The sequence below is a fragment of the Streptomyces tubercidicus genome (genome assembly GCF_027497495.1).
Classification (GTDB): domain Bacteria; phylum Actinomycetota; class Actinomycetes; order Streptomycetales; family Streptomycetaceae; genus Streptomyces; species Streptomyces tubercidicus.
In genome coordinates this window covers 6,562,446-6,588,971 of record NZ_CP114205.1, presented here as the reverse complement: position 1 = coordinate 6,588,971, position 26,526 = coordinate 6,562,446, and the positions used below count along the sequence as shown (strand labels likewise).

Annotated in this window: 19 protein-coding genes and 1 tRNA gene; 8 read left to right on the top strand and 12 right to left on the bottom strand. The window is 69.5% G+C overall.

The window, feature by feature from the left end:
• Nucleotides 1-22: 22 nt before the first annotated feature.
• The gene (locus tag STRTU_RS28750; protein WP_159747586.1) at nt 23-1,078 is read right to left on the bottom strand and encodes an LLM class F420-dependent oxidoreductase; all 1,056 of its coding nucleotides are present in this window, start codon (nt 1,076-1,078) and stop codon (nt 23-25) included.
• A 127-nt stretch (nt 1,079-1,205) separates the two neighbouring features.
• On the opposite strand from STRTU_RS28750, the gene STRTU_RS28745 reads away from it, so the two are divergent.
• Both STRTU_RS28745 and STRTU_RS28740 read left to right on the top strand, forming a co-directional pair.
• The gene (locus tag STRTU_RS28745; protein WP_159747584.1) at nt 1,206-2,189 is read left to right on the top strand and encodes an aldo/keto reductase; all 984 of its coding nucleotides are present in this window, start codon (nt 1,206-1,208) and stop codon (nt 2,187-2,189) included.
• The gene (locus STRTU_RS28740) at nt 2,186-5,101 is read left to right on the top strand and encodes a helix-hairpin-helix domain-containing protein (RefSeq protein WP_159747582.1); all 2,916 of its coding nucleotides are present in this window, start codon (nt 2,186-2,188) and stop codon (nt 5,099-5,101) included. Before STRTU_RS28745 ends, STRTU_RS28740 begins: the two co-directional genes overlap by 4 nt.
• Nucleotides 5,102-5,337: 236 nt before the next feature.
• On the opposite strand, the gene STRTU_RS28735 is transcribed toward STRTU_RS28740, so the two are convergent.
• Nucleotides 5,338-6,018, bottom strand: coding sequence for a hypothetical protein (locus STRTU_RS28735; RefSeq protein ID WP_159747580.1), 681 nt, complete (start codon nt 6,016-6,018; stop codon nt 5,338-5,340).
• 47 nt (nt 6,019-6,065) lie between these two features.
• On the opposite strand from STRTU_RS28735, the gene STRTU_RS28730 reads away from it, so the two are divergent.
• Complete coding sequence (locus tag STRTU_RS28730) at nt 6,066-6,254, top strand: DUF5703 family protein (protein WP_006607658.1); 189 nt, start codon at nt 6,066-6,068, stop codon at nt 6,252-6,254.
• 86 nt (nt 6,255-6,340) lie between these two features.
• Here STRTU_RS28730 and STRTU_RS28725 read toward each other — a convergent pair whose 3' ends face one another.
• The 3 genes from STRTU_RS28725 to STRTU_RS28715 all read right to left on the bottom strand — a co-directional run bounded on the left by STRTU_RS28725 (nt 6,341) and on the right by STRTU_RS28715 (nt 9,006).
• On the bottom strand, nt 6,341-7,132 hold the full coding sequence (locus STRTU_RS28725) for a chaplin (protein ID WP_159747578.1): 792 nt from the start codon (nt 7,130-7,132) through the stop codon (nt 6,341-6,343).
• Nucleotides 7,133-7,304: 172 nt separating this feature from the next.
• Nucleotides 7,305-7,538: a chaplin gene (locus STRTU_RS28720; protein WP_159747576.1), complete on the bottom strand. Its 234-nt coding sequence runs from the start codon at nt 7,536-7,538 to the stop codon at nt 7,305-7,307.
• Between the two features lie 142 nt (nt 7,539-7,680).
• Nucleotides 7,681-9,006 carry a M20/M25/M40 family metallo-hydrolase gene (locus STRTU_RS28715; RefSeq protein ID WP_159747574.1) on the bottom strand — a complete coding sequence of 442 codons (1,326 nt, stop codon included), beginning with the start codon at nt 9,004-9,006 and terminating at the stop codon, nt 7,681-7,683.
• 307 nt (nt 9,007-9,313) lie between these two features.
• On the opposite strand from STRTU_RS28715, the gene STRTU_RS28710 reads away from it, so the two are divergent.
• A tRNA-Leu gene (locus STRTU_RS28710) sits at nt 9,314-9,401 on the top strand.
• A gap of 433 nt (nt 9,402-9,834) precedes the next feature.
• On the top strand, nt 9,835-11,037 hold the full coding sequence (locus STRTU_RS28705; protein WP_159747572.1) for a Shedu anti-phage system protein SduA domain-containing protein: 1,203 nt from the start codon (nt 9,835-9,837) through the stop codon (nt 11,035-11,037).
• A gap of 36 nt (nt 11,038-11,073) precedes the next feature.
• Here the strand turns inward: STRTU_RS28705 and STRTU_RS28700 are convergent, their stop codons facing one another.
• The 5 genes from STRTU_RS28700 to STRTU_RS28680 all read right to left on the bottom strand — a co-directional run bounded on the left by STRTU_RS28700 (nt 11,074) and on the right by STRTU_RS28680 (nt 20,476).
• A complete protein-coding gene (locus tag STRTU_RS28700; RefSeq protein WP_269777400.1) occupies nt 11,074-12,369 on the bottom strand; it encodes a tetratricopeptide repeat protein in 1,296 nt (431 codons plus the stop codon).
• Nucleotides 12,370-12,504: 135 nt separating this feature from the next.
• The gene (locus STRTU_RS28695) at nt 12,505-13,641 is read right to left on the bottom strand and encodes a hypothetical protein (RefSeq protein ID WP_159747568.1); all 1,137 of its coding nucleotides are present in this window, start codon (nt 13,639-13,641) and stop codon (nt 12,505-12,507) included.
• Entirely contained in the window at nt 13,634-18,106 is a 4,473-nt protein-coding gene (locus tag STRTU_RS28690; protein WP_159747566.1) for a coiled-coil domain-containing protein, read from the bottom strand. Before STRTU_RS28690 ends, STRTU_RS28695 begins: the two co-directional genes overlap by 8 nt.
• Nucleotides 18,099-18,932 (bottom strand): hypothetical protein, encoded by an 834-nt coding sequence (locus tag STRTU_RS28685; protein WP_159747564.1) that lies wholly within the window; start codon nt 18,930-18,932, stop codon nt 18,099-18,101. Before STRTU_RS28685 ends, STRTU_RS28690 begins: the two co-directional genes overlap by 8 nt.
• Complete coding sequence (locus tag STRTU_RS28680; protein ID WP_218039342.1) at nt 18,929-20,476, bottom strand: hypothetical protein; 1,548 nt, start codon at nt 20,474-20,476, stop codon at nt 18,929-18,931. Before STRTU_RS28680 ends, STRTU_RS28685 begins: the two co-directional genes overlap by 4 nt.
• Nucleotides 20,477-21,034: 558 nt before the next feature.
• Between STRTU_RS28680 and STRTU_RS28675 the strand changes: the two genes are divergently transcribed.
• The 3 genes from STRTU_RS28675 to STRTU_RS28665 all read left to right on the top strand — a co-directional run bounded on the left by STRTU_RS28675 (nt 21,035) and on the right by STRTU_RS28665 (nt 23,448).
• Nucleotides 21,035-22,021: a pseudouridine synthase gene (locus STRTU_RS28675; protein ID WP_159747562.1), complete on the top strand. Its 987-nt coding sequence runs from the start codon at nt 21,035-21,037 to the stop codon at nt 22,019-22,021.
• Nucleotides 22,022-22,302: 281 nt separating this feature from the next.
• Nucleotides 22,303-22,977: an HAD family hydrolase gene (locus STRTU_RS28670; RefSeq protein ID WP_159747560.1), complete on the top strand. Its 675-nt coding sequence runs from the start codon at nt 22,303-22,305 to the stop codon at nt 22,975-22,977.
• 15 nt (nt 22,978-22,992) lie between these two features.
• Nucleotides 22,993-23,448, top strand: coding sequence for an NUDIX hydrolase (locus tag STRTU_RS28665; protein WP_159747558.1), 456 nt, complete (start codon nt 22,993-22,995; stop codon nt 23,446-23,448).
• A 103-nt stretch (nt 23,449-23,551) separates the two neighbouring features.
• Here the strand turns inward: STRTU_RS28665 and STRTU_RS28660 are convergent, their stop codons facing one another.
• Nucleotides 23,552-25,177 carry an ABC-F family ATP-binding cassette domain-containing protein gene (locus tag STRTU_RS28660; RefSeq protein ID WP_159747556.1) on the bottom strand — a complete coding sequence of 542 codons (1,626 nt, stop codon included), beginning with the start codon at nt 25,175-25,177 and terminating at the stop codon, nt 23,552-23,554.
• Between the two features lie 320 nt (nt 25,178-25,497).
• A complete protein-coding gene (locus STRTU_RS28655) occupies nt 25,498-26,427 on the bottom strand; it encodes a cytochrome P450 (RefSeq protein ID WP_159747554.1) in 930 nt (309 codons plus the stop codon).
• Nucleotides 26,428-26,526: the final 99 nt, after the last annotated feature.

The following is a 26,526-nucleotide window of genomic DNA, read 5'->3' as shown; positions in this document are numbered from 1 at the left end:
GCGCCGGGCACAGCGCCCCGTTCTACGCCAGACCGGCGCGCTCCAGGGCCTCGGTACCGGCCCGCAGCGACGCCAGCCGGTCCTCCAGGGTGAAGCCCGCCGGGGCCAGCGTCAGGGTGGTCACACCGGCCGCCGCGTAGGCCTGCATCCGCTCGGCGATCCGCTCGACGGAGCCGAGCAGCGTGGTCTCGTCGATCAGCCGCTCCGGGATGGCGGCGGCTGCGCCCTCCTTGTCGCCGGACAGGTACTTCTCCTGGATCTCGGCGGCTTCCTTCCCGTAACCCATGCGCTGGGCGAGCTGGTTGTAGAAGTTCTGCTTGGCGCTGCCCATTCCGCCGACGTAGAGCGCGGTGTACGGACGGAACATGTCGACCAGCCCGCTGACGTCCTTGTCCGCGCCGACGGCCAGCGGCAGCGTCGGACAGACGTCGAAGCCGTCCAGCGTCTTGCCCGCCTTCTCGCGGCCGGCCCGGAGGTGCGAGATCGCGGTCTCCTCCAGGTGCTCGGCCGAGGGGAAGATCAGCAGCGCGCCGTCGGCGATCTCACCGGTCTGCTGGAGGTTCTTGGGGCCGATCGCGGCGATGTAGAGCGGGATGTGCTCGCGCTGCGGGTGCACCGTGAGCTTCAGCGGCTTGCCGGGACCGCCCGGCAGCGGCAGCGTCCAGTGCTCGCCCTCGTAGGACAGCCGCTCGCGCGTCATCGCCTTACGGACGATGTCCACGTACTCGCGGGTGCGGGCCAGCGGCTTGTCGAACTTGACGCCGTACCAGCCCTCGGAGACCTGCGGCCCCGAGACACCGAGGCCCAGGCGGAACCGGCCCCCGGAGAGGGAGTCCAGGGTGGCGGCCGTCATCGCGGTCATCGCGGGCGTACGCGCCGGGATCTGGAAGATCGCCGAACCGATGTCGATCCGCTCGGTCTGGGCGGCGACCCAGGAGAGCACGGTGGCGGCATCGGAGCCATAGGCTTCCGCGGCCCAGCAGACCGAGTAGCCGAGGCGATCGGCCTCCTGTGCCACCGCGAGATTGTCGGAGTCCATCCCGGCGCCCCAGTAGCCGAGGTTGATGCCAAGCCTCATGCCGCTCCCCTTACCCATCAGTAACGTCGCTGTTCCGGGGACTGTAGTCCCCCGTCGCGTCGGCTGTCATCGGCGGGTTGTCCACAGGTCCCCTGATGCGGGCTGTCGCCCAGTAATCTCAACGCCCATGGAGCAAAGGCACCTCGGCCGTACGGGCCTGCGCGTGACCCGGCTCGGGCTCGGCACCCTGACCTGGGCCCGTGACACGGACGAGCAGGAAGCCGCCGACCAGCTCAAGGTGTTCTGGGAGGCCGGCGGCAGCCTCGTGGACACCGCCGACATCTACGCCGACGGCGGCGCCGAATACCTCTTGGGCCGGCTGACGGAAGAGCTCGTTTCGCGCGAGGATCTGGTGATCGCCACCAAGGCCGGCAGCGTCCTGGAGGCGGACCGCCGGGTCGACGGCTCCCGGCGCCATCTTCTCGCCGCCCTGGACGCCTCCCTGGAGCGGCTGGGCACCGACTACGTCGACCTGTGGCAGCTGCACGCCTTCGATCCTCAGACGCCGCTGGAGGAGACGCTGCAGGCCCTCGACCTCGCCGTTACGAGCGGCCGGGCGCGCTATGTGGGGCTGACGAACTTCTCCGGCTGGCAGCTCGCCAAGGCCGGCACCTGGCAGCTCGCGGCGCCCGGTGTCCGCACCCGTCTCGCGAGCACCCAGATGGAGTACTCCCTCCTGCAGCGCGGCATCGAGCGGGAGGTGCTGCCCGCGGCGCTCGATCTGGGCATCGGCCTGCTGCCGTCGTCGCCGCTCGGCCGGGGAGTGCTGACCGGCAAGTACCGCCATGGGACCCCGGCCGATTCCCGGGGGGCCTCGGAGCATCTGGCGGCGTTCGTCGCGCCGTATCTCGACGAGACCGCGAGCCGGGTCGTCGAAGCGGTCACCACCGCCGCCGACGGACTGGCCGTCACCCCGCTCCAGGTCGCGCTCTCCTGGGTCCGCGACCGCCCCGGCGTGACCGCGCCGATCCTGGGCGCCCGCACAGCGCAGCAGCTCAGAGCCGCATTGTCAGTGGAGACCCTTAGTCTTCCTGACGAGATCCGCCGGGCGCTGGACGATGTTTCAGCACCGGTGCACCACTACCCCGATCACGACTGGAGCACGCTGTGAGCACCGACCGCCTCGCCGGCGAAACCCCGCCCGGACAGGAGGCCGCACCCGGCAGTGTGGGGGGCCAGATGCCGGAGGGGGCGGGGGCCCAGGCTCCGGAGGGGGCGGGGGCGCCGGGCGGCGCGGTGGCGGCCGGTGGCAGCGCCGCAGTGCCGGGCGGCGCGGTGGCATCCAGCGAGGACGCCGCGAAGGCGAACGGCGCGGAGGTGCCCGGCGAGGACGCCGCGAAGGCGGGCGGCGCGGAGGTGCCCGGCGAGGACTCCACAGCGGGCGAGGAGGCGGACGAGGCCCCTGGAGCGGAGGCCGAAACTCCGGCTTCCGGTGCGGAGACCGGCGCTCCGGCGGCCGGTTCGGGGGCAGGGGTTCCCGTTCCCGGCTCGGAGACCGGCACGCAGCCTTCCGAGGCGGGGTCCGGCACTCCGGCCTCCGAGGCCGCAGACACCGGCGCGGCGAAGGGGAGCCCGGCGTCCGCGGCGGCCAAGGCGACCGCGGACGCGCTGGCGGCGGCCGTGCGGGCCGTGGAGAGCGGCGAGCGCTCGGCCGCTTCGTTCTTCAACGAGGCGCCCCGCCCCGCCAAGTCGGCCGCACCCGCCACCCCACCGGCCAAGGCCGCCCCGCAGGGCGGGCCCACGGCCCCGGCCCCGGCCCCGGAGGTGACCCGGCAGCGCACCGCACAGGACACGGGCGGCCCGGCCCGTCCGGGCGTCCCGGATGGCGGCGCCACGGGCCCGGCCGCCGCTCCGGCACCCACCGGCCCCGCCCCCGCTCCCCGTCCCGCCGTGCGGGCCGTCCCCGGAGTCGAGGGCGTACGGCAGGTCCTCGCGGCGGGCGGCGCCCCCGAGGCGCTGGCCGAGCAGACCGCGGAGGTCCTGGGTGAGCGGGCCGCCGAGGCACTGAGCGAGGATCCCTGGCTGCTGCTCGGTGTGCCCGGGGTCCGCCCCGAGCAGGCCGACGGTTTCGCACGGGCGCTGCTGGGCCCCGCCTGCGGGCCGGGCGACGAGCGGCGCGCACAGGCCCTGGTCAGCTGGCTCCTGGAACAGGCCGCCGTGGCGGGCCACTCCGCCCTGGAGGCCGCCGCACTGCGCGCGGCCCTGGCCCAGCGCGCGGTGCCCGACCCCGATGACGCCCTGCAGTCCGCCATCGCGGACGGTGCGGTGCTGGTCTTCCAGGACGCGATCGACGAGCCGGGCGGCCGGGCCCGTCCGGCCACGGGCGATGACGACGAGGAGGAGCAGCCCGTCCGGATCCTGCTCGGCCTGGACCGCTTCGCGATGGCCGAGGAGAGCGTCGCCGACGGCCTGGCCCGCCTCCTCAACACCTTCGAGGCGGTGGCGGCTCCGGAGGAGGACGTGGCATCGCCCGAGGCAGGCGATGCCGGGGCCGGCGGGGGCGGCACGGCGGATGGGGGCACCACGGCCGACGGGAATGCCCCGGCAGACGGCGATGTCACGACCGACGGGGATGCCCTGGCCGACACGGAGCCAGTAGCAGAAGGGACTGCCACAGCCGACGCAGAGGCAGTAGCCGAAGCAGAGCCGGTAGCCGAGGCAGAGCCGGCAGCCAACGCGGAGCCACTGGCCGACAACACCGACGCGTCCGCAGCGAGCGCCACCGCCCTCACCGCCCCCCACCCCGACGGCGACACGGCCCCCCGGCCCGCCCGGCCCTCCGCCGCCGACTGGGAGGCCGTGGCAGCCGCCGCGCCCTCGCCGTCGGCCGCCGAGCTGATCCGCGCCGCCGCACACAGCGGCCTGGTGGCCCACACCGGCGCGGAGGCGGCCCGCGCCGAGCCGGCCGCGCTGATCGCCGCTGCCCGCTCACTGGGCCTGCGGGCCTTCGGCGCCACGCACACCGAGAACGGCCGCCGCCGCCTGGCCGCACACCTCACGGCCGGCACGCCCGACGCACCGACCACCGGCACCTCCGACCCCGCCGCCGCAGCCGTGACCGTCTCCGGGCTGCTGTCCGGTCGGGAGGGGCCGGGGCGGGACGCGGACGGGGCGCTCGCGCTCGATCTGCTGGTCGTGCTGGACGCCCCGCAGCTCGATCTGGAGACCGCCGCGCTGCTCGTCGAGTCGCTGACCGACGGGACCCGGCTGGTGCTCAGCGGCGATCCGGGCGTGCTGTGGTCCGCCGGTCCCGGCCGGCTGTTCGCCGATCTGCTCGCGGCCCGTTTCTGCCCGCAGATCGCCTCCCGTACCCCGGACTTCGGCCCGATCGGCGAGCTGGTGTCGGGCATCGGCATCGGGGAGCTGAGCCAGGTCGAGGCGCCCGGCAAGGAGGTGGTGATCGTCCCGGTGCGGGATCCCGGTGAGGCGGTGCACCGCACCGTCCAGCTGGTCGCCGACTCCGTACCCCGGGCGCTCGGCGTCCCCGCGGACCACACGCAGGTCATCACGGTCGGCCACGGCGGCGCGGCCGGCACCCGCGCGCTCAACGCCGCCCTCAAGGAGCGGCTCAACCCCGGCCCCGGCCGGTTCGGCGGCTTCGACCCCGGTGACCGCGTGGCCTACGCCCCGGCCCCCGGGCGCACGGTCCCCGGCACGGTCACCGGCGCGGACGCCGCCGGGCTGCACCTCGACTGCGACGGCACCGCGGTCGTGGTGCCCCGCGAGCAGGTCGGCACGGGAGCCGTACGCCACGGCTGGGCGCTCACCGCCCACCAGGCGGCCGGGACGCGCTGGCCCGCCGTGGTGGTCGTGCTGCCCGGGGACGCCACCGGCGGCCTGACCCGCGCCTGGGTCTACACCGCCTTCAGCCGCGGCGAACGCCATCTGTCAGTGGTCCAGGGCGCCGACCAGGCGCTGGCCCGCGCGGTCACCGAGGTGCCCGTGAAGGAGCGCACCACCCGGCTGCGCAGCCTGCTCCAGCAGAGCGCACAGACCGCCGAGGAACCGTCGGCGGACGGCTGAGCCCATGGGCCTCGGCTCCCGCCACACGGCGCTGAGCCCATGGCCCCGGGCCCCCACCGCACGGGTCATTCGGCCCGTACGGCCTGTGGCACCGCTGCCGGCCCCTGACACGCCGCTGCCCCGGCCCGTCCGCAAGTGATGCGACGGTCCGGGGCAGCGGCGTACACGGATCAGACGGATCAGGGGGGAGACGCCGGTGCGGCACACGGCCGCGCGGCCCGTACGCCCCCGCCCCCTCACCGTTCGTGGTCGAGCGGCTCCGTCAGATCGTCCTCGCCCGGTTCCAGTTCCTCGTCGAAGACCGCGCTGACATCGAAGCGGCACACCACCCGCTGGGGATCCGCCTGGTCGAAGGGGGCGGACAGCCACTCCCCCGGCTCGGCCGGATCGTCGGCGGCCGCCACCCACAGCGTGGAGTCGCCCTCCTCCAGGCCGAACTCCTTGTGCCGGGAGGCGATCTCGTCCGGTTCGAACTCCCCGAAGAGCACACCGAGCGCCGCATGCACGCTGGTGCCGACGACCGCGGCGGCATCGGCGCCGCTGACCGCCGCCTCATCGGCGGCGTCCGGATCAAGATCGGCGATGCGCTGCGCCTGATGCAGCAGTCGCTGCGGCGCGGCGACGGTGTAGTCGCGCCGGATCAGCACGCTCAGCGCACTGGGCTCTTCCGGGCCCGCGTATGCGGGCAGCGCCTCGTTTCCGGGGATCTCGAAGGGGGTGACCTCGTCGTAGGTGTCGTAGAGCAGCTCGTCATAGACCTCAGCCGCCGCGGCGAGCTCGTCGAACGCGGCGTACACGGCCGGATCGTCCTGCCCCGAGCGGCGTTCGACCGCGTCGAGGTGACGGTCCAGCGCGGCTTTGACCGCCTCGGCGGCGGCACGTACCTCGGCAGCGGAAGGCTGCGCAGCATCAGACATAGTGCAGACGCTATCCGTACCGGGGCCGGTCCCGCACAATAGATGCGATGCCGGAATACGAATTCTGCGATGTGTATGTGCCCCGGGGAGTCTCCCGGAAGGCCGCCACACGCCTGCTGACCGACCATGCCGAGTACGGGCACTGGGAGTTGGACCGACTGCGCCTGAACCCGGACGGGAGCCGTAAGGTGCGGCTGCGCCGCCGGATCATCCGCCAGCTCCGCGCCACGTGGTGAGCGCCACCGGGGGCTGAACACAGCAGAGCGGGCCCCGTCGAGACGGGGCCCGCCCGGTGAGCTGCCGGTGCGCTATCTGCTGCTGGTCACCGGCGGGCGGTACGCGCCTTGCGGTAGATCAAGGCGCCACCGAGCAGCATCCCGGCCGCGGCCGGAACCGCGTAGCCGACCGACCCCGCGCCGGTCTGGGCGAGGTGCCCGACGGGCTTGGAGGGCGTCACCTGCTGGCTGGGCGCCTGCGGCTTCGTCCCCGGCTTGTGCGGAGTCTGCTGGCCCGGCTTGCCCGGCTGGTGGGGCTTACCGGGGTGGTGCGGCTTGCCGGGGTGGTGCGGCTTGCCCGGGTGGTGCGGCTTGCCCGGCTCGTGCGGCTTGCCCGGGTGGTGCGGATTACCCGGGTGGTGCGGCCTGGCCGGGGTCGACGAGGACCCGTTGGCGCAGTTGTTGCCGAAGGCCGGGTTCAGCAGCCCGCCGCCCGAGACCTGGTTGCCACAGGCGTTGACCGGTACGTCGACCGGAGCCTGGACATTGTTGCCCGACACGACACCTGGCGAGTTCGACGCGCCGCCGGCCGCGCCGGCGCCCGTGTGCCCGCCCTGGTGGTGGCCGCCCTGGTGGTGGCCACCTTGGTGCCCGCCGCCGCCGTTGGCGCAGTTGTTGCCGAACGCGGGGTTCAGCAGCCCGACGACATTGACGGTGTTACCGCAGGCGTTCACCGGCACATGGACCGGTACCTGAACGTTGTTGCCGGATCCCACGCCCGGCGAATTCGCCGCCCCTCCGGCGGCTCCCGCGTCGGCCTGTGCGTAGCCGGCGGCCATGGCGAGTACGCCACTGGCGGCGGCCACGGTGATCAGGCCCTTTCGTGCGACCTGTCTCATAGGTTGTTCCCCTGCCTAGTGCCTTACAGGAATACGGACGAGTGGCGGTCTTCGGAAAGATCCACCCGCCCGCCGAAATACCCAGCGGCTCCGGATTGCGTGATACGCCTCCGGAGCCGAGCCGAGTCAGCCCCTTACGGGTGTAAATACAACGCCAAAGGACGTCAGAAGGTCACTTGTTGACGCAGCCGGCACCGAAAGCGGGGTTCAGCAGCCCGACCACGGAGATCGTGTTGCCGCACGCGTTCACCGGGACCTGGACCGGCACCTGAACGGAGTTGCCGGACACCGCACCCGGGGAGTTCAGGGCCGCGCCCTGGGCACCCGAGTCGGCAACGGCCAGGCCCGCACCGGCGAGTACGACGCCACCGGCGACTGCCGCAGCCGCGACGACCTTCTTGATCATTATTCCTCCTTGTAGGCAATACGATCCCAGCCGCGGACCGCACTGACTGCAACGAGGAAAATGCCGTTCAAGCTACGAACACATCGGCGCGTTCACTCGTTTCAGCGAAGCCGGCGCGAAAGGCAGGAAATCCGCGCCGAATTCAGCTCTGTTCGATGAACCGATCGAGCACCCGCACCCCGAACTTCAGTCCGTCCACCGGCACTCGCTCATCCACACCGTGGAACATCCCTGCGAAATCCAGCTCCGGCGGCAGCTTCAGCGGGGCAAAGCCGAATCCGCGGATCCCGAGATCGTCGAAGGACTTGGCGTCCGTACCGGCGGAGAGCATGTACGGCACCGCCCGCGCGATGGGATCCTCGGCCTGCAGCGCCGACTGCATCGCCTGGACCAGGGCCCCGTCGAAGGTGGTCTCCAGCGCCTTGTCCGCATGCACGTCCTCGCGCTTGACCCGCGGGCCCAGGAGCCGGTCCACGTCGGCCAGGAACTCCTCCTCGTAGCCCGGCAGGAACCGGCCGTCGACATGGGCGGTGGCCTGTCCCGGGATGACGTTGACCTTGTAACCGGCGCCCAGCTGCGTGGGATTGGCGGTGTTCTTGAGCGAGGCGCCGATCAGCTTGGCGATACCGCCGAGCTTCGCCAGCGTGGCGTCCATGTCCTCCGGGTCGAGCTCGGTGCCCAGCGCGTCCCCGAGCTGATCGAGGAAGGACCGCAGGGTCTTCGTGACCCGCACCGGGAACTCGTACCGCCCCAACCGCCCGACGGCCTCGGACAGTTCGGTGATGGCGTTGTCCTTGTGGATCATCGAACCGTGTCCGGCGTTGCCGTCCACGGTCAGCTTCATCCAGTGCATGCCCTTCTGGGCCGTCTCGATGAGATAGAGCCGCACCTGCTCATTGACGGTGAAGGAGAAGCCGCCGACCTCGCTGATCGCCTCCGTGACGCCCTCGAAGAGGTGCGGATGGTGGTCGACGAGCCAGCGCGCGCCGTAGGTGCCGCCCGCCTCCTCGTCCGCGAGGAACGCCAGCACGATGTCCCGCGGCGGCTTACGGCCGCTGCGCAGCCGGTCCCGGACGACCGCCAGCGTCATCGCGTCCATGTCCTTCATGTCGACCGCGCCACGGCCCCAGACACAGCCGTCGGCGATCTCACCGGAGAAGGGGTGATGCGTCCAGTCGTCGGCATTGGCCGGGACGACATCGGTATGGCCGTGGATCAGCAGCCCCGGCCGCGAGCGGTCCTCGCCCTCGATCCGCGCGACGGTCGAGGCCCGGCCCTTGTGGGACTCGAAGATCTGCGGCTCCAGCCCGACCTCGGCGAGCTTCTCCGCGACGTATTCGGCCGCTGCCCGCTCCCCCGGCCCCGAGTGATCGCCGTAGTTGCTGGTGTCCATCCTGATCAGATCCCGGCACAGATCGACCACCTCGTCCTCACCGGTGACCCGCCGTTCCGGCTGCGACTCACTCATACCGAAACCTCGCTCCGCTCGGCCCCGCATACGCGGGGCTCGCACCACTCTTCGGTTCGCTCGCGGGGCTCGCTCACAGTGCCTCCTCTGGGTTCACGGCCGCATCGCACGCCCGGAGGAGCGCGGCCCGCGGCGGGGTCCACTGCCATCCTCCACCCGCCACCCCCTGTGCCCAAGGCCGCAATACGCCCGACATGCCCTGGTCACAGGCCCGCATCCGGCCAGATGTGCGGGTGATCGAGCACCCTCGAAGGTTTGCTATTGTTTTCCACGTCGGAACGGCCCAGGCCGCAACGGCAGACACCTTGTCCGGGTGGCGGAATGGCAGACGCGCTAGCTTGAGGTGCTAGTGCCCTTTATCGGGCGTGGGGGTTCAAGTCCCCCCTCGGACACCACAGCGAAAGCCCCTCACCAGGGGCTTTCGTTGTTTCTGGACGTGGGCGTGGCCCACCAGGTGATCAACGGTCCAGCGAGTTGCCTGGTCAGATGAGGAAGGGCAAGCCGATCCGGCTAGCGCTGGAGGACGCCGGCTTCTTCGCTCCCTCGATTCGTCGCCTGCCGTAGCGCGCCGTGGTGGTGCCGGGCGTTGGCCGATCCCCCTACGGCGGTCCACCAGCGGGGCGACACCGTCTCGGAGTGCCGGGGCCGGCCCGCACACGGCACAGCTCGAAACCTTCGCGGGCGAACACGAGATCGTGATCTATCCAGAGATCCCCGAGCCGTTTGGTTCGGACGTGACCGACGGACGACGCAGGGGCGGCAGCTCTCCGAGAGCAGTCGATCCTCCCGAACGGTCAGTTGTCAGACCCATCCGTCACCATCGTCCCTATGGATGTCAGATCGGATGCCTCCCTGGAGTTGCAGCTGCGTTCCATTCGGGATGAGACGGAGCACCCGGAGGTCGGGGCCGCCGTTCTTGCCGTGCTGGATCACATAGTGAGTGCGCCCAGCGGTCGCCGAAAGGGTGGAAAAGCGCTTGTCGCGCTGCTTGGCGATGCCCGTAGGCAAGCCGCAGAGGCCAACGAGTGGCACGTGGTACGTATGCTCCAGGATTCCGTGGACTACGCCGAGGGTCGGATTCAGCGGCCTGACTTCGACATGCAGTACCACCTCTTCCAACGCAGGATCCCTGACGAGACTTACCGGAAATTCGTCGCGGATGCGCTGGTAAACCGCTTTCGCTTTGTCTCAGAAATGGGGCGCAAGTATCTGTCCGACCACCCGGAAGCAGACGCGGAGGCGGTGCTCTCCTACATCGACTCGTTGGAACTTGACGCCCGATTCATTAACCCGCCGACGGACCGCTCAGGCCGCTATCTCCTGCTGCGTGGCAGCGCGGAATACTTCGTCTGGATGGAACGGGTCCTGCGCGACCGGATCGACATCGCGGACCCGGAGGAAGCCGCAACTCGTATCGTCACCTCCCCGGACGCACTGGCCCTGCTGGCCGCCGATGCGGACGGGCAAACGCTGCTGCGGGCCGCCGAACTCCGACGGCGTGCGGCCGGACTCGATGTGTTGCGCACGGTGGCTGAGGACCGCAGCGCCACCGAGGCGGACCTACAGCGGGCTCTGGAGGGCCAACACTGGATCTTCGGGGGACGGTATATCGGCGAGGCTGCCCGGCGTCGGCTCACACCGGGGGATGAGGTGGACATCCCCCTGATCCGGGGTGATGGCGCCCTCCACGTGGTCGAATTGAAGCGGTCGATGAGTTTAGGCGGCCCGCTACTCAAGCGGTACCGAAATGCCTGGGTGCCGACTGCAGCTGTGCACGACGCAGTTGCCCAGGCTGTCAATTACCTGGTCGGACTGGATGAGAACCATCAACGAATCCGCGAAGAGTTCGGCATCGAGAGCCGCCGGGCCAGCGCAGTCGTGCTCATCGGTCACCCAGCTCTCCAGCCCGAGGTGCCAGAGCATGAGGTCAACGAAGCCCTGCGAGTCTTCAATACCCACATCAACCGAATCGAGGTCCTCACTTACAAGGATCTCCTTGGCAACGCTGAACGCTCCCTTGGGGAACCGTGAGGAAGGCTTCGTGGGTCCTCCAACACCCCATGGATTTCAACGTGGCTTGAGTACAGGCTCCGTGCCAGGCGGCAGCCAGCTGCGCTGGGAACACTCGCATCGCCAAAGTGCGGCAGTCCAGAAGTGACGGCCGTGCGTGCCACCGATTGTCAGTTGGCGAAGGGAGGAGTGAGACTTGCTTTTCACGCGGACGTAGGAATTCGTCGATTCCACTGGGGCCGGGTGATCCTCTCCGAGAACTTTGCGGCGAAGTTTTCTCGCGTCGCGGTAGCAGGTGAGGGCCGCACGAGCCGAATGGCCAGTGGCTTCCAGTGCCTCGCCGAGCAAGTGCAGGGTCTCCAAAGTTTCCTGATCGGATTCCCCCAACACGTTGCATTGCGCCCGCCAGACACTCCTGACTTGGTCGGCGGCGGTGTCGGGAAGTCGGCAGCGCAGCTGAAGCCGTGCAATGAGGCTGCCGGTGCGCAAGGTTTCACGATCACGTTCACCCAGCCACTTGGCTTGCTGATGTTCGACCTCTTCCGCCTTGCGGACGGCCGCTGCGGGGTCGTAGATACCGAGAATTCGGGCCACCGCGTAGCTGTCGGCAAGTGTGAGCCGGGCGCGGCGCCGAGCCGACGCGCTTCGGCCTCCATCGCCCGTACCGCACATTCGAATGCCTTGTGCGGGTTGCCGACGCCTTCGTATGCCTGGGCCAGGTGTCGATCCATCTCGGCTTCCCATGGTTCGCCGGTGCCACCCTCCCATGCGGCACGGAAACGCGACAGTTGTTCCACAGCGTGGTGATGGTGGTGAGTTCTTCAGGTGCACTCTGGTCAGCTTCACCAACGCCGAACGGCCCTCGCGTGTGGTGATCCGGTCTGGTCCGAGCGCCAAAATGTGCTGTGCCATCTCCTCAGCGGCGGCGCGGTGGACCGGTTCACCGCGAGCGATGTCGAGAGCTGTGACGAGGGCCTCGACAATTCGGTCGGGGCGGGAGCGCGCGGGAGCGTCGACCGTCAGGAGGGAGACGAGCCGCGGGAGGTTGAGGAGCTCGACCATCCCATCGTCACGGAAGTGCAGCAAACCACGCCGGGACAGCACCTCAAGGGCCTCCACGACGAGTGCCATCTGCAGCCTATCAACGCTCGACATCAGGTCCGGAGCGCGGTGGACAAGCCGGCCGAGGTTCCGGCTGGGGAAAACCGGGGACCCGATCAGTGCGAGGGCACGTAACAGGCCCTGTGCGAAGCGCCATTCGGGAGCCAGCGCTTCCACGGCCGCCAGGATCCGCTCGGTAGGCGAACAAATTCCGCCACGGCGCAGCAATTCCAGCAGCTCCGCGTGGGACATATCCAGCACTTGCCTTGCCGACAGCTTCCGGGACAGCCGCTGGCCAACATGTGTCAGCGCCTCCGGAGAATGTTCGCGCCGCGTCCTGCGGTAGCGGCTGTGACGGACAACGAGTCCGCCCTTTGTGGGTTGTGGTCACCGCAGGTCGGCATGCCACGCCTGCGTGGATTGCAGGTGCCGCAGACCGACCCATTCCTGCGCCAGTCGTTCCCCGCTCATCAACAGCCCGAGTGCCCGCTCGCGGTGCTGTTCCGGTAGCCATGCCGCCAGCTTCTCGGCCTGGATGCCACTGACCGGCTTCTCCTTGCCCGGCAGCGCCGTTCCGAGGGTGAAGAGCGCGTCGTACAACTCGACGGCGGGTTCGACCTCGGGCAGACCGCTCTCGCCGGCCCTGGCGTTGGCCCCGACGGGAATGGCCAAGCCGCTCGCATCCACGTCACCGAAGTAGCGGATGCCTCCCACCTCGTGCTTGGGGCGAATGCTGGCAATCGATCGGACGAACGACTTGCCGATTCCCCACGCGAGGTGCTTGAGGCCATGGCCGACACCTTCCAGGGATTCGGCCATCGACCAGCACGTCGTGTGGTTCTCCACCACCATCAGAATGTTTCCGCAGCCCATGGAGGCGTACCCGGATTCCTGGGATCCGCCGAAGTATCTCTCGGTGAGGAGCGGCGGCTGGGATTCGCGGACGTTCAGCAACTCCCCGGTCTTCGCCCGGTCGGAGAAATAGGGGCTGAAGGAGAAGCTTCGGAACGCCTTTTCGGGTTCCGGGAACCACTGCGTGAACTTCCGTTTCCCGAAGATCTCCAGCGCTCGCTCGCACAGCGGCGCGGGGGCCGGCTCGGGGTGGTTGAGCATCCACTCATTGACCGCCGTGTAGACCGCCTGGTGACGTGGTTTCAACCGGGGCCATTGGTCCGCCAGCCAGCTCAGGGTCTCCACGAGCGGGGGCAGGGGCAAGGACTCTTCCTTGGGTTCCGGTTGCCGGTAGACCAGGATGGTCAGCGGGAGCGCGATGTTCTCGCCGTCGTCGCGCCCAGCCCATCGCACCGCGCCACGTTCCTTCAACCGGTTCAGGCTGCTCAGGAGTGCCTTCGGCTCATACTCCTGTTCCGTGCGCGGCTGATAGACCGACCGGAATACCTCTTTGACCGTGGCGATGCCGAGTTTGTGACTCTTCGCTGTTTTGCTCTTGCCTTGCCCTGCGCGGGAACGCAACACGGCGATGAATTCCTGATCGCGCATGGAGAGGGGGCTGATTTCAGTCATGGTCGGGTTCCGTCTCCTGGCCGGGCCGCCGGTAGTAACGGGCTGCCGAGACGGTCGAATAGGGCCTTTCTTCGTCCGCTCCTTGATCCGAGAGCGACGCGTCCAGTAGTCCGCTCATGGTTTCGTGCACCCTCAAATACTGGCGGTGGGCGCGCAGATCCGCCTCGTTGCGCATACGAAGAACGAGGGGGAAGTTCTCCAGGACGGTGAGGTCCTCCAGGCCGGTGGTGAAGATCAGCTGGACGCCGAGCGCACCCGCCACCGCCTGCTGGAGACGTAGGAGGTACGTCGCGGAGGCCCGCCCGATCGGATTGTCGAGGAACAGCACACCGGAATGCCGGTGTGTCGATCGCCCCTGCTCGTTGGCCCGCAGCGCCGCCATGGTGCAGTACAGGACGATGGCTGTCGTGAGCACCTGCCCGCCCGAGAACACGTCCTTGAGCTGGGACACCGGAACCCGGGTCTTTCGCAGTACGGCCTCGGGCTTGAGGAGGCGGACCCTGAAGCCCCGAGTGCCCACTGCGGCCGCCACACCGCGCAGGAGCAGCGAGGTCCCGTCACGTTGCAGAACCCGGCCCGCCACGATCTCGGTGGAGGCCTCGTCCACGATATCCGCGAGCCGGTCGGCGAGTGCGTCGCCCTTGGGTGCCTTGAAGGAGATCTGCAAGAACGTCTCCCCCGACCAGTCCCCCAGTCCTCCGGGAAGCCGGGACAAGCGCTCGGCGCGACGCAGTGTCTTCAGGGCGTCTTCCACCTGCTGCGCCAGCTGCCGCACGATCGATCGGCGGTGACGGTCGATCGAATTGAGGTCGATGTCGAGCGAAGACAACCGCTGCCGCAGTGACTTCTCCCAGCTGCCCGCCATCGCGGGCAGCTCGCTGCGCGGGGTGCTGAGAATGATGCTCTTGCTGGGCAGCTCCAGGTGGGCGAAGCGATGATCGGCGGCGTGGCTCGCCAGCTTGTCGGCCTCTGTCCGTTCCTTCCGCCGCGCCTTTTCCGCCGCTTCCTTCGCCTGTTCATGTGCCGAGTGCACCGCCTCGTGGCGCAGGCGTGCCGCTCCGGGATCCCCCTCGAACCCGGTTTCCTCGGGGGCCGGCTCCGGACCGGCGCCGGGACCGAGGACGCGGGTGAGGTCTTGGAAGGCGTCGCTGCTGCGCCGGACGCTCTCGTAGTCCCGCTCTGCCCGGTCGAGGTGGTGCCGCAGTTCCCGCCGCACTCGTTCGGCTGCCTGCTCGTCCCGTTCTGCCACGGTGACCAGGTTCATGGCCTCACCGAGGTGGGACGGCCGCTGGTACGGAGTGAGGTCCACCGGCTCGGTGGGCTCAGTGAAGGCATCTGCGTCCGACCTGCGCGCCACGGTGACGACGCTCAAGTCGGCCAGCCGCTTCCGGCAGACGGTAACCGCGCGGTGCGCGGCCTCGCGGGCAAGTGACCGTGCAGCGCCGTCCGCGCCGTCCGGGCCGGCGAGCAGACGTTCGGCGAGTTCGCGGACGTCGGACCCGACCTCCGCGACGTCCTTCTCCGCCGCATTGAGCCGGTCCCGGGCGAGAGCAGCTTTGGCCTTGAGGTCTTCGCCGACCGCCACCCGACGGTACTCGTCGGCCGCCGCGTTGTAGGCGCGGCGCAGAACAGGCAAGGAGAGCTCTGAGCCGTCCGTGCCGACAGCGGGCGTCGGCTCCAGCGGCGGCAGGTCCGCGATCTCCTGCGCCAGCCGCTCGGCGGTGTTCTTCAGGACGTCGGCGGTTCGGCGAAGCGCTGCGGCCTCCTCCCGGAATGTCTGGCTCAGCGCAGCGGCCTTCACGGCCGCCTCCCGGTCTGTCGCCGCTGCCTGCTGTGCAGTGCGTTCCGCCTGCTGGAGGCCGGGGAGCAGTGCCTCTCGGGCCGAGAGTCGTGCGAGGAGCCGCACTGCCTCGGCGTGCTGCTCCTGCAGGGTGCGCTGCAGGGGGAGCGCCGCCTTGATGTCGGCTCGTTCGGCGGTGAGCCGTTCGCACGTCTTCACCACGGCGGCAAGGCGCTCCCGCGTGGCCTCCACCGCCTCTTGGCGCTCTGCCACCTGGCTCCGCAGGTGTTCGAGGTGACCAGGTGGGCAGTCTTCACGCCATTGTGTGAGCCGGGAGGCGAGCCGGGAAGCCGAGTTCAACCGTGTCGTGGCGTCCGCCAGTCGGTGCTGGTGGAGTTCGTGACGGTGCACCAGCCGGGAACGTTCGTCGTCCGCCGCCCTTTCGTCGTACAACGCCGGATGGAGCGGTACAGCGAACGGTCCGTCGCCGGTGTCCGGCGAGGGAGACGTGAGGTGGGCCCTGGTTCCCACTGCGACGTAGTTCTGGGGCCACAGTTCGCTGTCTTCGAGAATGTGGCGGGCGGTGTCGAAGTGGTCGGCACTATTGACGATGATGCCCGTCGCGAGGCCCGGGGCTCGACTGACGAGGGATTTCCTGCGTTCAGCATCGCTGATGGCCGCCAGGTACTCCCAGCCCGTCCATGCCTGGATGCCTGCGTCCTCCAGCGTCTTGCACGCCTGGACGGCCTCGACCGAGGGCGGAAGCAGTTCCGTCGTCTCCAGTGCCGTCCGGGCCCGTTCGTCGCCTGCGATCAGAAGAAGGATTTCCGCCCTCGCGCTGTCCGCTTCCTGCTGTACCTCGGCGAGCCGGGTCAGCAGCGCACCGGCGTCCGACTCAAGGTTCACCGCTTCCGGTCCGAGCAGCCCGGCGAATCCGGGGTCGGCGGCCAGTCTGTCCGCGCGTTTGCGCGTCTTGTCGTACTCTGCCCGCGCCGTGTGCAGACCTTCGTCGGCCTTCATCGCCTCCGCCTGGCAGCGGAGCTGCTCCTTGGTGGCGCTGTTGAGGTCTTCGTCCGCCTGAGCCAGGAGGACTTCCAGCTCGGTGGTCCGAGCCTTCGATTCCGTGTGGGTTCGGCGTGCGTCATCTACCGCTTGAACGACGGACAGCCCGTCCGGCAGATGGCCCTCGCGAACGGCGGTACGGATTTCTTCCGCGACGGCGTCGATTTCCCGGCGGCGCTGGTCCGCCTCGGCGGTGTGGGCCGCCGAGGTGGCGACGGCCGCGTTGTGCTCGGCCTGTGCTTGTTCGGCGCGCACGTCCAGTTCGTCGGCGGACTCCTCCTTGCCCACCGCGTCGCAGCGGGCCTGTTCGCGTAGGGCCGCCAGGGCGCCTGCCAGATGACGGGCTGCCGTGTCGCGCGCGGCGAGGGCGGGCCGGGCCGCTTCGTGTGTGGCCGCGATGGTCTCGGCAAGCCGACGGGCCTCCGCGGCGGCGTCCTGGTGGCTGAGCACCACAGGAGTGGCCCGCCAGGCGCTGTCGACCAGTTCTGCCCTGTCTGTTGCCTTGCGCTGGTGCTGTTCCTCGGCTTCCGCCTCGCCCAGACGCATGTGAGCGACGATCCTGCGCAACTCGGTGACTACACGGGTCAGATTGCCGTGGCGATCGTCCTCGCGACGGACGTCGTCGCGGAGCTGGTCCCTTTCGACCTTGCGGAGCGTCGCGGTCTCCAGTTCGCGCACCGCCCGGACCCGGATGCGGCGGAGCACGTCGTTGAGCCGCTCTGCCGACTCGTCGCGCTGGGTGGCCGCTCTGCGCCAGTCGTCACGGGCCTGGGCAAGCGGCTCCAGCGAGGCCAGGCAACCCTCGACGAACTCCCTCTCCCGTTCCAGGTCGGAGCGGACCGACAGCTTGTCCGCGTAGGTGTTGACGAGCGCAGCCAGATCCTCAGGGGGTTTCGGGGGGACGACGACTCGGAGCAGAAAGTTGACGAACGCGCTGTCATTGCTGAACGAGAAGGCGTCGGCGGCATCTCCCTCGTCGGCGTTCATCGCGCGTTGGTACTCGAACAGCACCGGGTCCAGGCCAAGGTCGGTGAGCCGTTCGGTCCAGTGCCCATGGCGCCGGAAGGCGGCGTATTCCATTGCCGGATCGGCATCGGACGCCTGCTGCATCAGATCGCAGAACTCGGGCAGCGGCCTGTAGCGTCCCTCGCTCACGATGGGGAGATTCCGCAGACTGTTGGTCTCCGTCGGGCGGAAGTGGTACCAGCGCTGGACGAGTTGGTCGGCGTCAGCGGAGGGCCGGCCGTTGCGCCAGGCAGACACCTTGCCTGTGATCAGCCGCCGGCCGCTTCTGGCGTGTACCCATTCCAGAACGACGTGCGACACGTCTCCTTCCAGCACGAAGCTGTCGAGAGCATGAGTATTGCTGGTACCGACGGTCTGACGCCGTCCTGGCAGAACGACGGAGAAGATGAGTTTGATGAGGACGGACTTGCCGCCGCCGTTTTGAAGCTGCAAAACGCTGGCCGGCGAGGGGCGTTGCGCCGTGGCGGCCTCACCGAAAAGCATGTCGGGACGTGTCTTGAACGTACCGCCGGCGCCACGGAAGTCCAGGAGGACGTCCTCGTAACGGGCAGCCTCGGGGCCAACGGCCCGAAGCAGCACGCGGGACAACTCATACATCCGTCGCCTCCTCGCTCTCCACCACTGGTGTGGTCGCTGCGCCGGGGCGCAGGGAACCGGAGGCGTCGGTCATGGGAACCACGTTGAGTTTCAGGAGTTCGTTGAACGCCTGCGTCGCGGCGAGTTCGCGCACTTGCAACTGGTAGCGCGAGGTCGTCCGGTAGGCGCCCTCCTTGGGGTCGCCGACGGCCGTCAGGAATCCGCTCTCGGTAAGGAAGTTCAGTGCGCGGCCCACCATGGCGCGGGTCGAGTTCAGTGCCGCCCGGTCGTCCTTGGTGCGCGAGGCCTCCGGCCGCCTGGTGTACGCATGCCAGACGGCTTCGAGTTCGGGTGTGTCGGAGGGGGTGTCGGTTCCGTCGTCCCCCTTGGCCGCCCTTTCCTTGAGCTGTCGGCAGGCATCGCGGACAGTGGCGTCGATCAGGCCGGCGTTGACCCGGCCGATGTAACCGTCCAGCGCGAGGTCCTGCGGGCGGGGGAAGGCCAGCGCCGCGATGGCGAGGTGGATGAGGCCATGCAGCACCCGCTCGGTGTCCCCGCGTTCGCCTCGGTACCGGGCCCGCTTGGCATAGTCGTCGAGCTTCGTCTCGAAGACTGAGCCCTCCAGCGCGGCAAGGGCCAGGGAGTCGGTGCCTCGTTCGCTGCCCAGGACCGTCAGCCCGAACCCCTTGCCGATCCGGTCGGTGAGTAGCCGGAATGCCTCGTCGTGCCGGTAGCGCAGGGCGAGTTCCTTGTAGTCGTCGTCCCGGGACGGTGTCACACGCGGCCGCAGCCCGAAGGCGAGGAGGCGTGCCGCGTCTTCCGCGTCGATGGCACTGTGACTGGTCATGTCGCGGGTGACTCCTGTCGCGTATCGCGCTTGCCCAGGCGCTGCTCCGGAATGTTCATGGATGCTTCGGCCACTGCTGCGCCTTGATTGCCGGACAGATCCAGGGGGACGGCCGCGAGGAGTAGCTCGTCGCCGCCGAATTCGCTGTCCTCCAGCTTTCCCCCGGTGGGGACTGCGATCAGCAGCCGCTCCGCCGCGCCCCGCACCGCGTCGCCCGCAGGAGGGCTGAACGCCTGGCCCGCACGGTGAAGGACGAGCCGAGCGACCTCTGGTCCGGTGGTTCGCGCCCGGTGCAACAGGGAGCTGAGAGGTTCAGGTTCCCCGCGAAGGTCGAGCAGTTCTTCCACCTTATGGAATTGGGCGTCGGTGAACGCCGCAAGGTCATCCGAGACTTCGAGTTCCGGCTCAGGCACCTCAGCGCCTCGTACGGCCGGTGCAGGCCCCGACGCGAACAGCCGGGAGACCATCGACGGCATCCACACGGCGTCCGGGACGTCAGGGACGTTGGCGCAGCGGAAGTATCCGGTGAGCGCGGGCAGGGCGTCGTCAATCGTCAACGCCAGTACGGGCGACAACAGTTGACCGAAGATATCGACACTGGCCCGCCGTGGTGCCTCGGAGAACTGCTGGCGGTCCTGTTCGGAACGGAAGAGGTCCCCCGCAGTCTGGAGCCGCTGCTGCAACTGCATGTGACGGCTGATACAGTCCCGCACGATCAGGACCAGGTCGGCAGCGCGCTGCTTGTGCCGGGGGTGAGTCGTGGTGTCACGCTGCTCGGTGATGTGCGCGAGGATGGCGTTCTCCATCTCGTATCGCCGCTCGATGTGATCGAGAGCCGCATTGAGCAGCCCTGGCATCTGGTGCTCCCAGTCGACGGTGCGCACGTCACGTTCTGTCGCCTCCAGCTGGCGGCGCAGTGATTCGCCGTACTGCACGGTGCGGTGCCGTGCTTGCTCGGCCGCCACTTTCGCGTCGTCGAGCCGCCCGTGCTCGATCAGATGGCGCAGTTTGTGCTCGGCGGCGACTTGGGCGGACTCGACGTCCGTATCGAGCGCTCCGACGAGGACATTGATTGCTTCGTCCGTGGTGCGCAGCCGGATGCGCCCCCGGTCGACCCGCTCGACGATCAGTTTGAAGTCGAAATCGAATCGGCCATAGCGTTCGCTCTCTTCGTCGAACCGACCGAATTTCCAGCTGAACCCCCGGTCCACTGTCCCGACGTTGATCAGCTTGTGCAGCACCCATTTCGCAACGCGCCGATATTCGTCCTCGCCTCGCCCCGGCTGCTGGACCGCGGCGAACCGGGCGGCCTGGTGAATCACCTTGTCCGGGTCGGCGCCCGAATCAAAATCCATAGCGATCGTCACCAGGTCGATAACGTGGAGACCCATCTCCGCCATGTGGTAACCGGCCGCGTCCCAATCAAGCTTGCTCTTGACCATGTCGAGAGCCTGCAGAGGAGCAGTGCAGGCCAGGGCCTTGATGCGGCGCACCAGACTTTCGTCCGGCATCGTCGCGGCAGCCCTGTCGTGCTCGTCTGACATAGCCATTCCCCCTTCCCCGACCCGGCCCCAAAGGCGGAAGGGAAAGCTCCGCGCCAGCAGAACTCGAACAAGCCTTCGCTGTGATGGGATAACCGGGAGTAGGACGGTACTACATCACCTGTGGCCGCTGTGGCGGAGTTGGTCTCTCAGTGCCTCGCCGTGCTCGTCATCCCCAGCGCACCATTGTGGCGCAGCAAAGAGTCGGGCGCGCCCAAGAGAGCGAAGGACGTCGTAGTGGGGCATCGAAGTTCGCAAAGGTGGTGCGGTAATGAAGAGGCCCCGCTCCACCGGCTGGATGCCAACATGAACGGGCATCGGAATCAATAAGTGCTTGGTCATCTCCCTGCGACTGGCCTGCTGGCCCGACGAGACTGGGCGTCGCGGACTCCGACGTATTCGTTGTCCCGTACCGGCGGGATTGGGGATATGGAAGGACCTGCACCCACCGCGGCCTGCCAGGGGTGGCACGGTGGGCCGGGGCCGCTCACCACCTGGCCCGCACCCCGTCCCTTCCCCTGCCGACTTGAGACGTCAGCCCGGCCGGTGTTTTCTGGCCAGGTGAGACGCAGATCCCTGGTTCCCCCCGCCCCGCTCCCCCAGCGTGACGGGATCGATCCCGTACGGGTGCGGCTGCCCGCCGATCCCGAGGGGGTGTGGGGCACGGTCCGGGACCATCTGGTCGACCGGTTTCAGGGGGCTATTGGGGTGGCGCGGGTGGACGCCATGTTGGGGGCGGGGCGGTTTGTGGGGGTAGAGGGGGTACTGAGGGGGAGCGAGCCGTATGTGGCGGGGCGGTATGTGTGGTTTCACCGGGACTTCGCGCCGGAGGTGGCGGTGCCGTTCGAGGTGGGGATCGTGTACCGGGACGAGCGGATCGTGATCGCGGATAAGCCGCATTTTTTGGCCACGACGCCGCGCGGGCGGCATATCACCGAGACCGCGCTGGCGCGGCTGCGGCGGGATCTCGGGCTGCCCGCGTTGCAGCCCGCGCACCGGCTGGACCGGCTGACGGCGGGGCTGGTGCTGTTCGTCGTACGGCCCGAGGACAGGGGCGCGTACCAGGGTCTGTTCAGTGGGCGGCGGGTGCGGAAGGAGTACGAGGCGGTGGCGCCGTACGACGCGGCGGTGGCGCTGCCGGTGACCGTGCGCAGCCGGATCGTGAAGGAGCGCGGGGTGATGGCCGCGCGTGAGGAGGCCGGTGCGGCGAATGCGGAGAGCCGGATCGAGCTGGTGGAGCGGCGGGGCGGGCTCGGGCGGTACCGGCTGCTGCCCACGACCGGCCGCACCCATCAGCTGCGGGTCCATATGGCCGGCCTCGGGCTGCCGATCCTTCATGATCCGGTTTATCCGGTCTATCCGGTCGTTCGGGACCCGGACTCGGCGCCGGACCCCGCCTCGGCCTCGGACACGGAGGACTTCGCTGCGCCGCCGCTTCAACTGCTTGCGAGGGTGCTGGAGTTCACCGATCCGGTGGATGGCCGGGTGCGGCGGTTCGAGAGCGGGTTGCGGCTGGTGGAGTGGGCCGAGGAGGGACCGGCCGCGTGATCGGGTGCGTATCGGGAGAGTTGGGGGCGGGGCGTAGCTTTCGGTGGGCGTTGCTTTCTGCGGGCCGGTACCTCTCATCGGTGGGCATGGAGCGGTCGGGCTCGGGCCGGTGACGGCGCTGGGCTGGGTCTGGCTGGAGGGGCTGCGGCTGCTGGCGTACGGCCGGTGGTGGTGAGGCGGCGGGCCGGGTTGTGCCTCGGCTCGGAATATTTGGTGCGGGGTGCCGCCGGGGCTGCGTAGGGTGCGCGGGTCGTTGGAGCGGGAGAAGGGCTGAGAGACGGATGCTGATCTTCGATGCGGATGACACGTTGTGGGAGAACAACGTGATCTTCGAGCGGGTCATCGACGAGTTCCTGGAGTGGATGACCCACCCCGGGCTCGACCGGGCCGGGGCGCGGGCCGTGCTCGACGAGATCGAGGCGGCGAACGCGCTCACCCTCGGATACGGCAGCAAGGTGTTTCTGCACAGCCTCGGGGAGTGTGTGGAGCGGCTGCGCGGCCGGGCCGTGACGGACGAGGAGGCGGCCCGGATCGCCGGGTGGGCGGCGGCCTTCGCCGCGGACCAGGTGGAGTTGATGCCCGGGGTGGCCGAGACCCTGGCGGAGCTGGACCGGCGGCATGAGTTGCTGATGCTGACCAAGGGCGAGACCGAGGAGCAGGAACGGAAGGTGGCGGCATCCGGGCTGACCCGGCACTTCCGGGGTGTGCACATCGTGGCGGAGAAGAATGTCGCCACTTACGAGGAGCTGGTGCGCGCCTATGACCTGGTGCCGGACGCGACATGGATGATCGGGAACTCCCCGAAGTCGGACATCCTGCCGGCCCGTTCGGCGGGCCTCAACGCGGTGTTCATCCCCCACGATCAGACCTGGGTGCTGGAGCACAGTGAGCTCGACCCGGCCGATGAGAAGGTGCTGACGCTCTCGTCGTTCGGTGAGTTGCTGCGCCACTTCTGAGCGGGGTGAGGGGAGATGACGGCGGTGGAGCCCAGGGTGTCCTGTGTCTTCGTGTGTCATGACGGCTCCGGGCGGGTGCTGCTGGCGCGGCGGAGCGCCGGGGCCCGGGATGAGCCCGGGGCCTGGGACTGCGGTGCCGGGGCGCTGGAGTTCGGGGAGTCCTTCGAGGCGGCGGTGGCCCGTGAGGTGCAGGAGGAGTACGGGGTGCGGCCGCTCGGCATCGAGCAGATCGGGGTGCGCAATGTGCTGCGCGGTGATCCGGTCGACTCGCACTGGGTCGCGGTGGTCTTCGCCGTACGGGTGGCGCCGGACGGGGTGACGATCGGCGAACCGCACAAGTTCGATGCGCTCGGCTGGTTCGCCCCGGATGCGCTGCCGGTGCCGCTGCATTCGCAGTGCGGGGAGACGCTGGAGTTGTTCGTGGGCGGCGGGGACCGGCGTGGTGCGGGCGCCGGGTGCGTCGGCCGATGAGGCGGGCGCCGATTGCGTCGGCCGATGAGGCGGGCCGGGGCGCCGGGACCGTCCCGGCCTGCCCCGCCCCGCCTCGCCCCTCCTACAGCGGTGCGATGTCGGTCTACAGCGGTGCGATGTCCGTGAGTTCACCGCCCTCCGTCGACAGCCAGCGGGTGATGCCGAGGTCCCGGAGGAAGGTCAGGTCGTGGCTGACGACGAGGAGTGCGCCCTCGTAGGACTCCAGGGCGGTGACCAGGCGGCGGACCGAGGCGAGGTCGAGGTTGTTGGTCGGCTCGTCGAGCAGCAGGAGCTGGGGGGCCGGTTCGGCCAGCATCAGTGCGGCGAGTGAGGCGCGGAAGCGTTCGCCGCCGGAGAGGGTACCGGCCTGCTGATCGGCGCGGGCGCCTTTGAACAGGAAGCGGGCGAGCCGGGCCCGGATGCGGTTGTTGGTCGCGTCCGGGGCGAAGCGGGCGACGTTCTCGACGACGGTCAGCGCGGGGTCGAGCACCTCCAGCCGCTGGGGCAGGAAGCGGTAGGGGACATGGGTCTCGGCCGTACCGGACTCGGGTGGGATCGCACCCGCGATGGTCCGCAGCAGCGTGGTTTTGCCGGAGCCGTTGTGGCCGGTCAGTGCGATCCGTTCGGGGCCGCGCAGCTCCAGATCGGCGTGCACGCCGTAACGGGTGCGCAGGCCGTGGAGGGTGAGGACGGTGCGACCCGGGGGCACGGCGGTGTGCGGCAGGTCGATGCGGATCTCGTCGTCGTCGCGGACCGCCTCGGCGGCCTCGTCGAGCCGGTCCCTGGCCTCCTTGAGGCGTTCGGTGTGCAGGATGCGGTGCTTGCCCGCCGATACCTGTGCCTCCCTCTTGCGCTCGTTCATGACGATCTTGGGCTCGCGCTTGTTGGCGCTCATCTTGTTGCCGTAGCGGACCCGGCGGGCCAACTTGATCTGGGCATCGGACAGTTCGCGCTTCTGGCGCTGTACGTCGGCCTCGGCGACCCGCAGCATCCGCTCGGCCGCTTCCTGTTCGACGGCCAGGGCCCGTTCGTAGGCGCTGAAGTTGCCGCCGTACCAGTGGACCTCACCGTCGCGGAGGTCGGCGATCCGGTCGACGCGTTCGAGGAGTTCGCGGTCGTGGCTGACCACGACGAGCACGCCGGACCAGCCGGCGACCGCGTGGTACAGCCGCTGCCGGGCCGCCCGGTCGAGGTTGTTGGTGGGCTCGTCGAGCAGCAGGACGTCCGGCCGGCGCAGCAGCAGGGCCGCCAGCCGCAGCAGTACGGACTCGCCGCCGGAGACCTCGCCGATGGTGCGGTCGAGGTCGATGCCGGGCAGTCCGAGCTGGTCGAGGGTGGCGCGGGCGCGCTCCTCGACGTCCCAGTCGTCGCCGAGGGCGGTGAAGTGCTCCTCGCTCGCGTCGCCGCCTTCGATGGCGTGCAGCGCGGCGCGCGCGGTGGCGATCCCGAGCGCCTGGTCGACCCGTAGGGCGGTGTCGAGCGGGGCGTGCTGGGGGAGGTAGCCGACCTCGCCGGCGACCTTGACGCTCCCGGCGGTCGGGGGGAGTTCGCCCGCGATCAGCTTCAACAGGGTGGACTTTCCGGCCCCGTTGAGGCCGATCAGGCCCGTGCGGCCGGGGCCGACGGCCAGCTGGAAGTCCTCCAGGACGGGGCTGCCGTCGGGCCAGGCGAAGCCGAGGCCGGTACAGACGATGGATGCGGCGGACGTGGAGGTATGGGACGTAGACATACGGGTCTCCTGGGCGCGGGTGAGGTGAATGCGGACTGCGCTGGGAGACACCGCGTCGGAACGCCGGGCTGCACCGGGTACGCCGTGTGCGTACGCCGAGGTCGCGGACGGGCCGCGCGAGGCATGATGTGCCGCTCCGGATACCGGAAGCGCAGGGCGACATCACCGCTCGCGGGCGCGGTGTCTCAAGACCTCAGACGAGCAACGGCCTTCTCCGATCGGCGGCAACAGGAACGGTGATGACGGTACGGGGGACGCCACCGAAAAGCAAACGCATTTTTTGTTGCGTTTATCCTCCGCTGCGGACGGCGTCCCGGGGGCTACTCCCCCGCCCCGGCGCGTGGCCGCAGCCGTACCCGTGCCGGGCCGGTCGCCTGGAGGGTGATACCGGCGGAGACCGGCACCTCCTCGTCCACGGCGTCGAGTTCATACGTGCGCAGCAGCACGGCCAGCGCCAGCACGGACTCCAGCATCGAGAAGTGCTGCCCGATACAGGAGCGCGGCCCGCCGCCGAACGGGAACCAGGCGTAGCGGTGCCGCTCCGCCTCCCGCTCCGGCGCGAAGCGTTGCGGATCGAAGCGCTCCGGGTCCGCCCACAGGTCCGGGTGGCGGTGCGTGACCCAGGGCGCGACGACCACATCGGCACCGGCCGGGATGCGGAATCCGCCGATCTCGGTGGCCGCCACCGCCCGGCGGCTGATGACCGGCGCGGGCGGATACAGCCGCATGGACTCCTTGAGCGCCTGCGTCAGATACGGCAGGCGGTTCATCTCGGGGACCAGGTCCACGGTGTGGCCGTCCGCGCTCCGCCAGCGGTCGGCGAGGCCGGTGGCCTCGGTGGTCACCGCCGAGGCATAGCCGTCCACCCGGCGCTTGGTGAACAGCGGCTGCACCAGCCGCCGCTGGCGCAGGTAGTCGGCGTCCTGGCTGGTCAGCAGGCCGTTGCCGAAGGACTGCCGGACCTCCTCGTAGAGCGGGTGGTCCTTACGGAAGTTGGCGGCCTGGGAGGCGAGGATCTGCTGCACGCCGTCGGGCGCGAAGACCGCGTGGAACACGCTGCGCAGGCCGGGCGGCCCGGCCTCCAGACGGACCACATCGCCGTGTTCGCGCTGGGCGGCCGTGAAGGTGCCGAGGGAGTCGCGCCGGAGGTCGAGCATCGAGCCGAGCACGGGAAGCCCGGCCGGGCCGGGGATGGCGCGCTCCGGCGCGGCACCGGGCGGCTGAGGGGGGCGGGATTCGGGCAGGGGCATGCCGGATATCTATCCGATGCGGCTGATTTCTACCCGATGCGGCTGGTTTCTATCCGGGCGGACGGGCTTCCCTCCCCCCGTCGGGCGCCGCAACGGCCC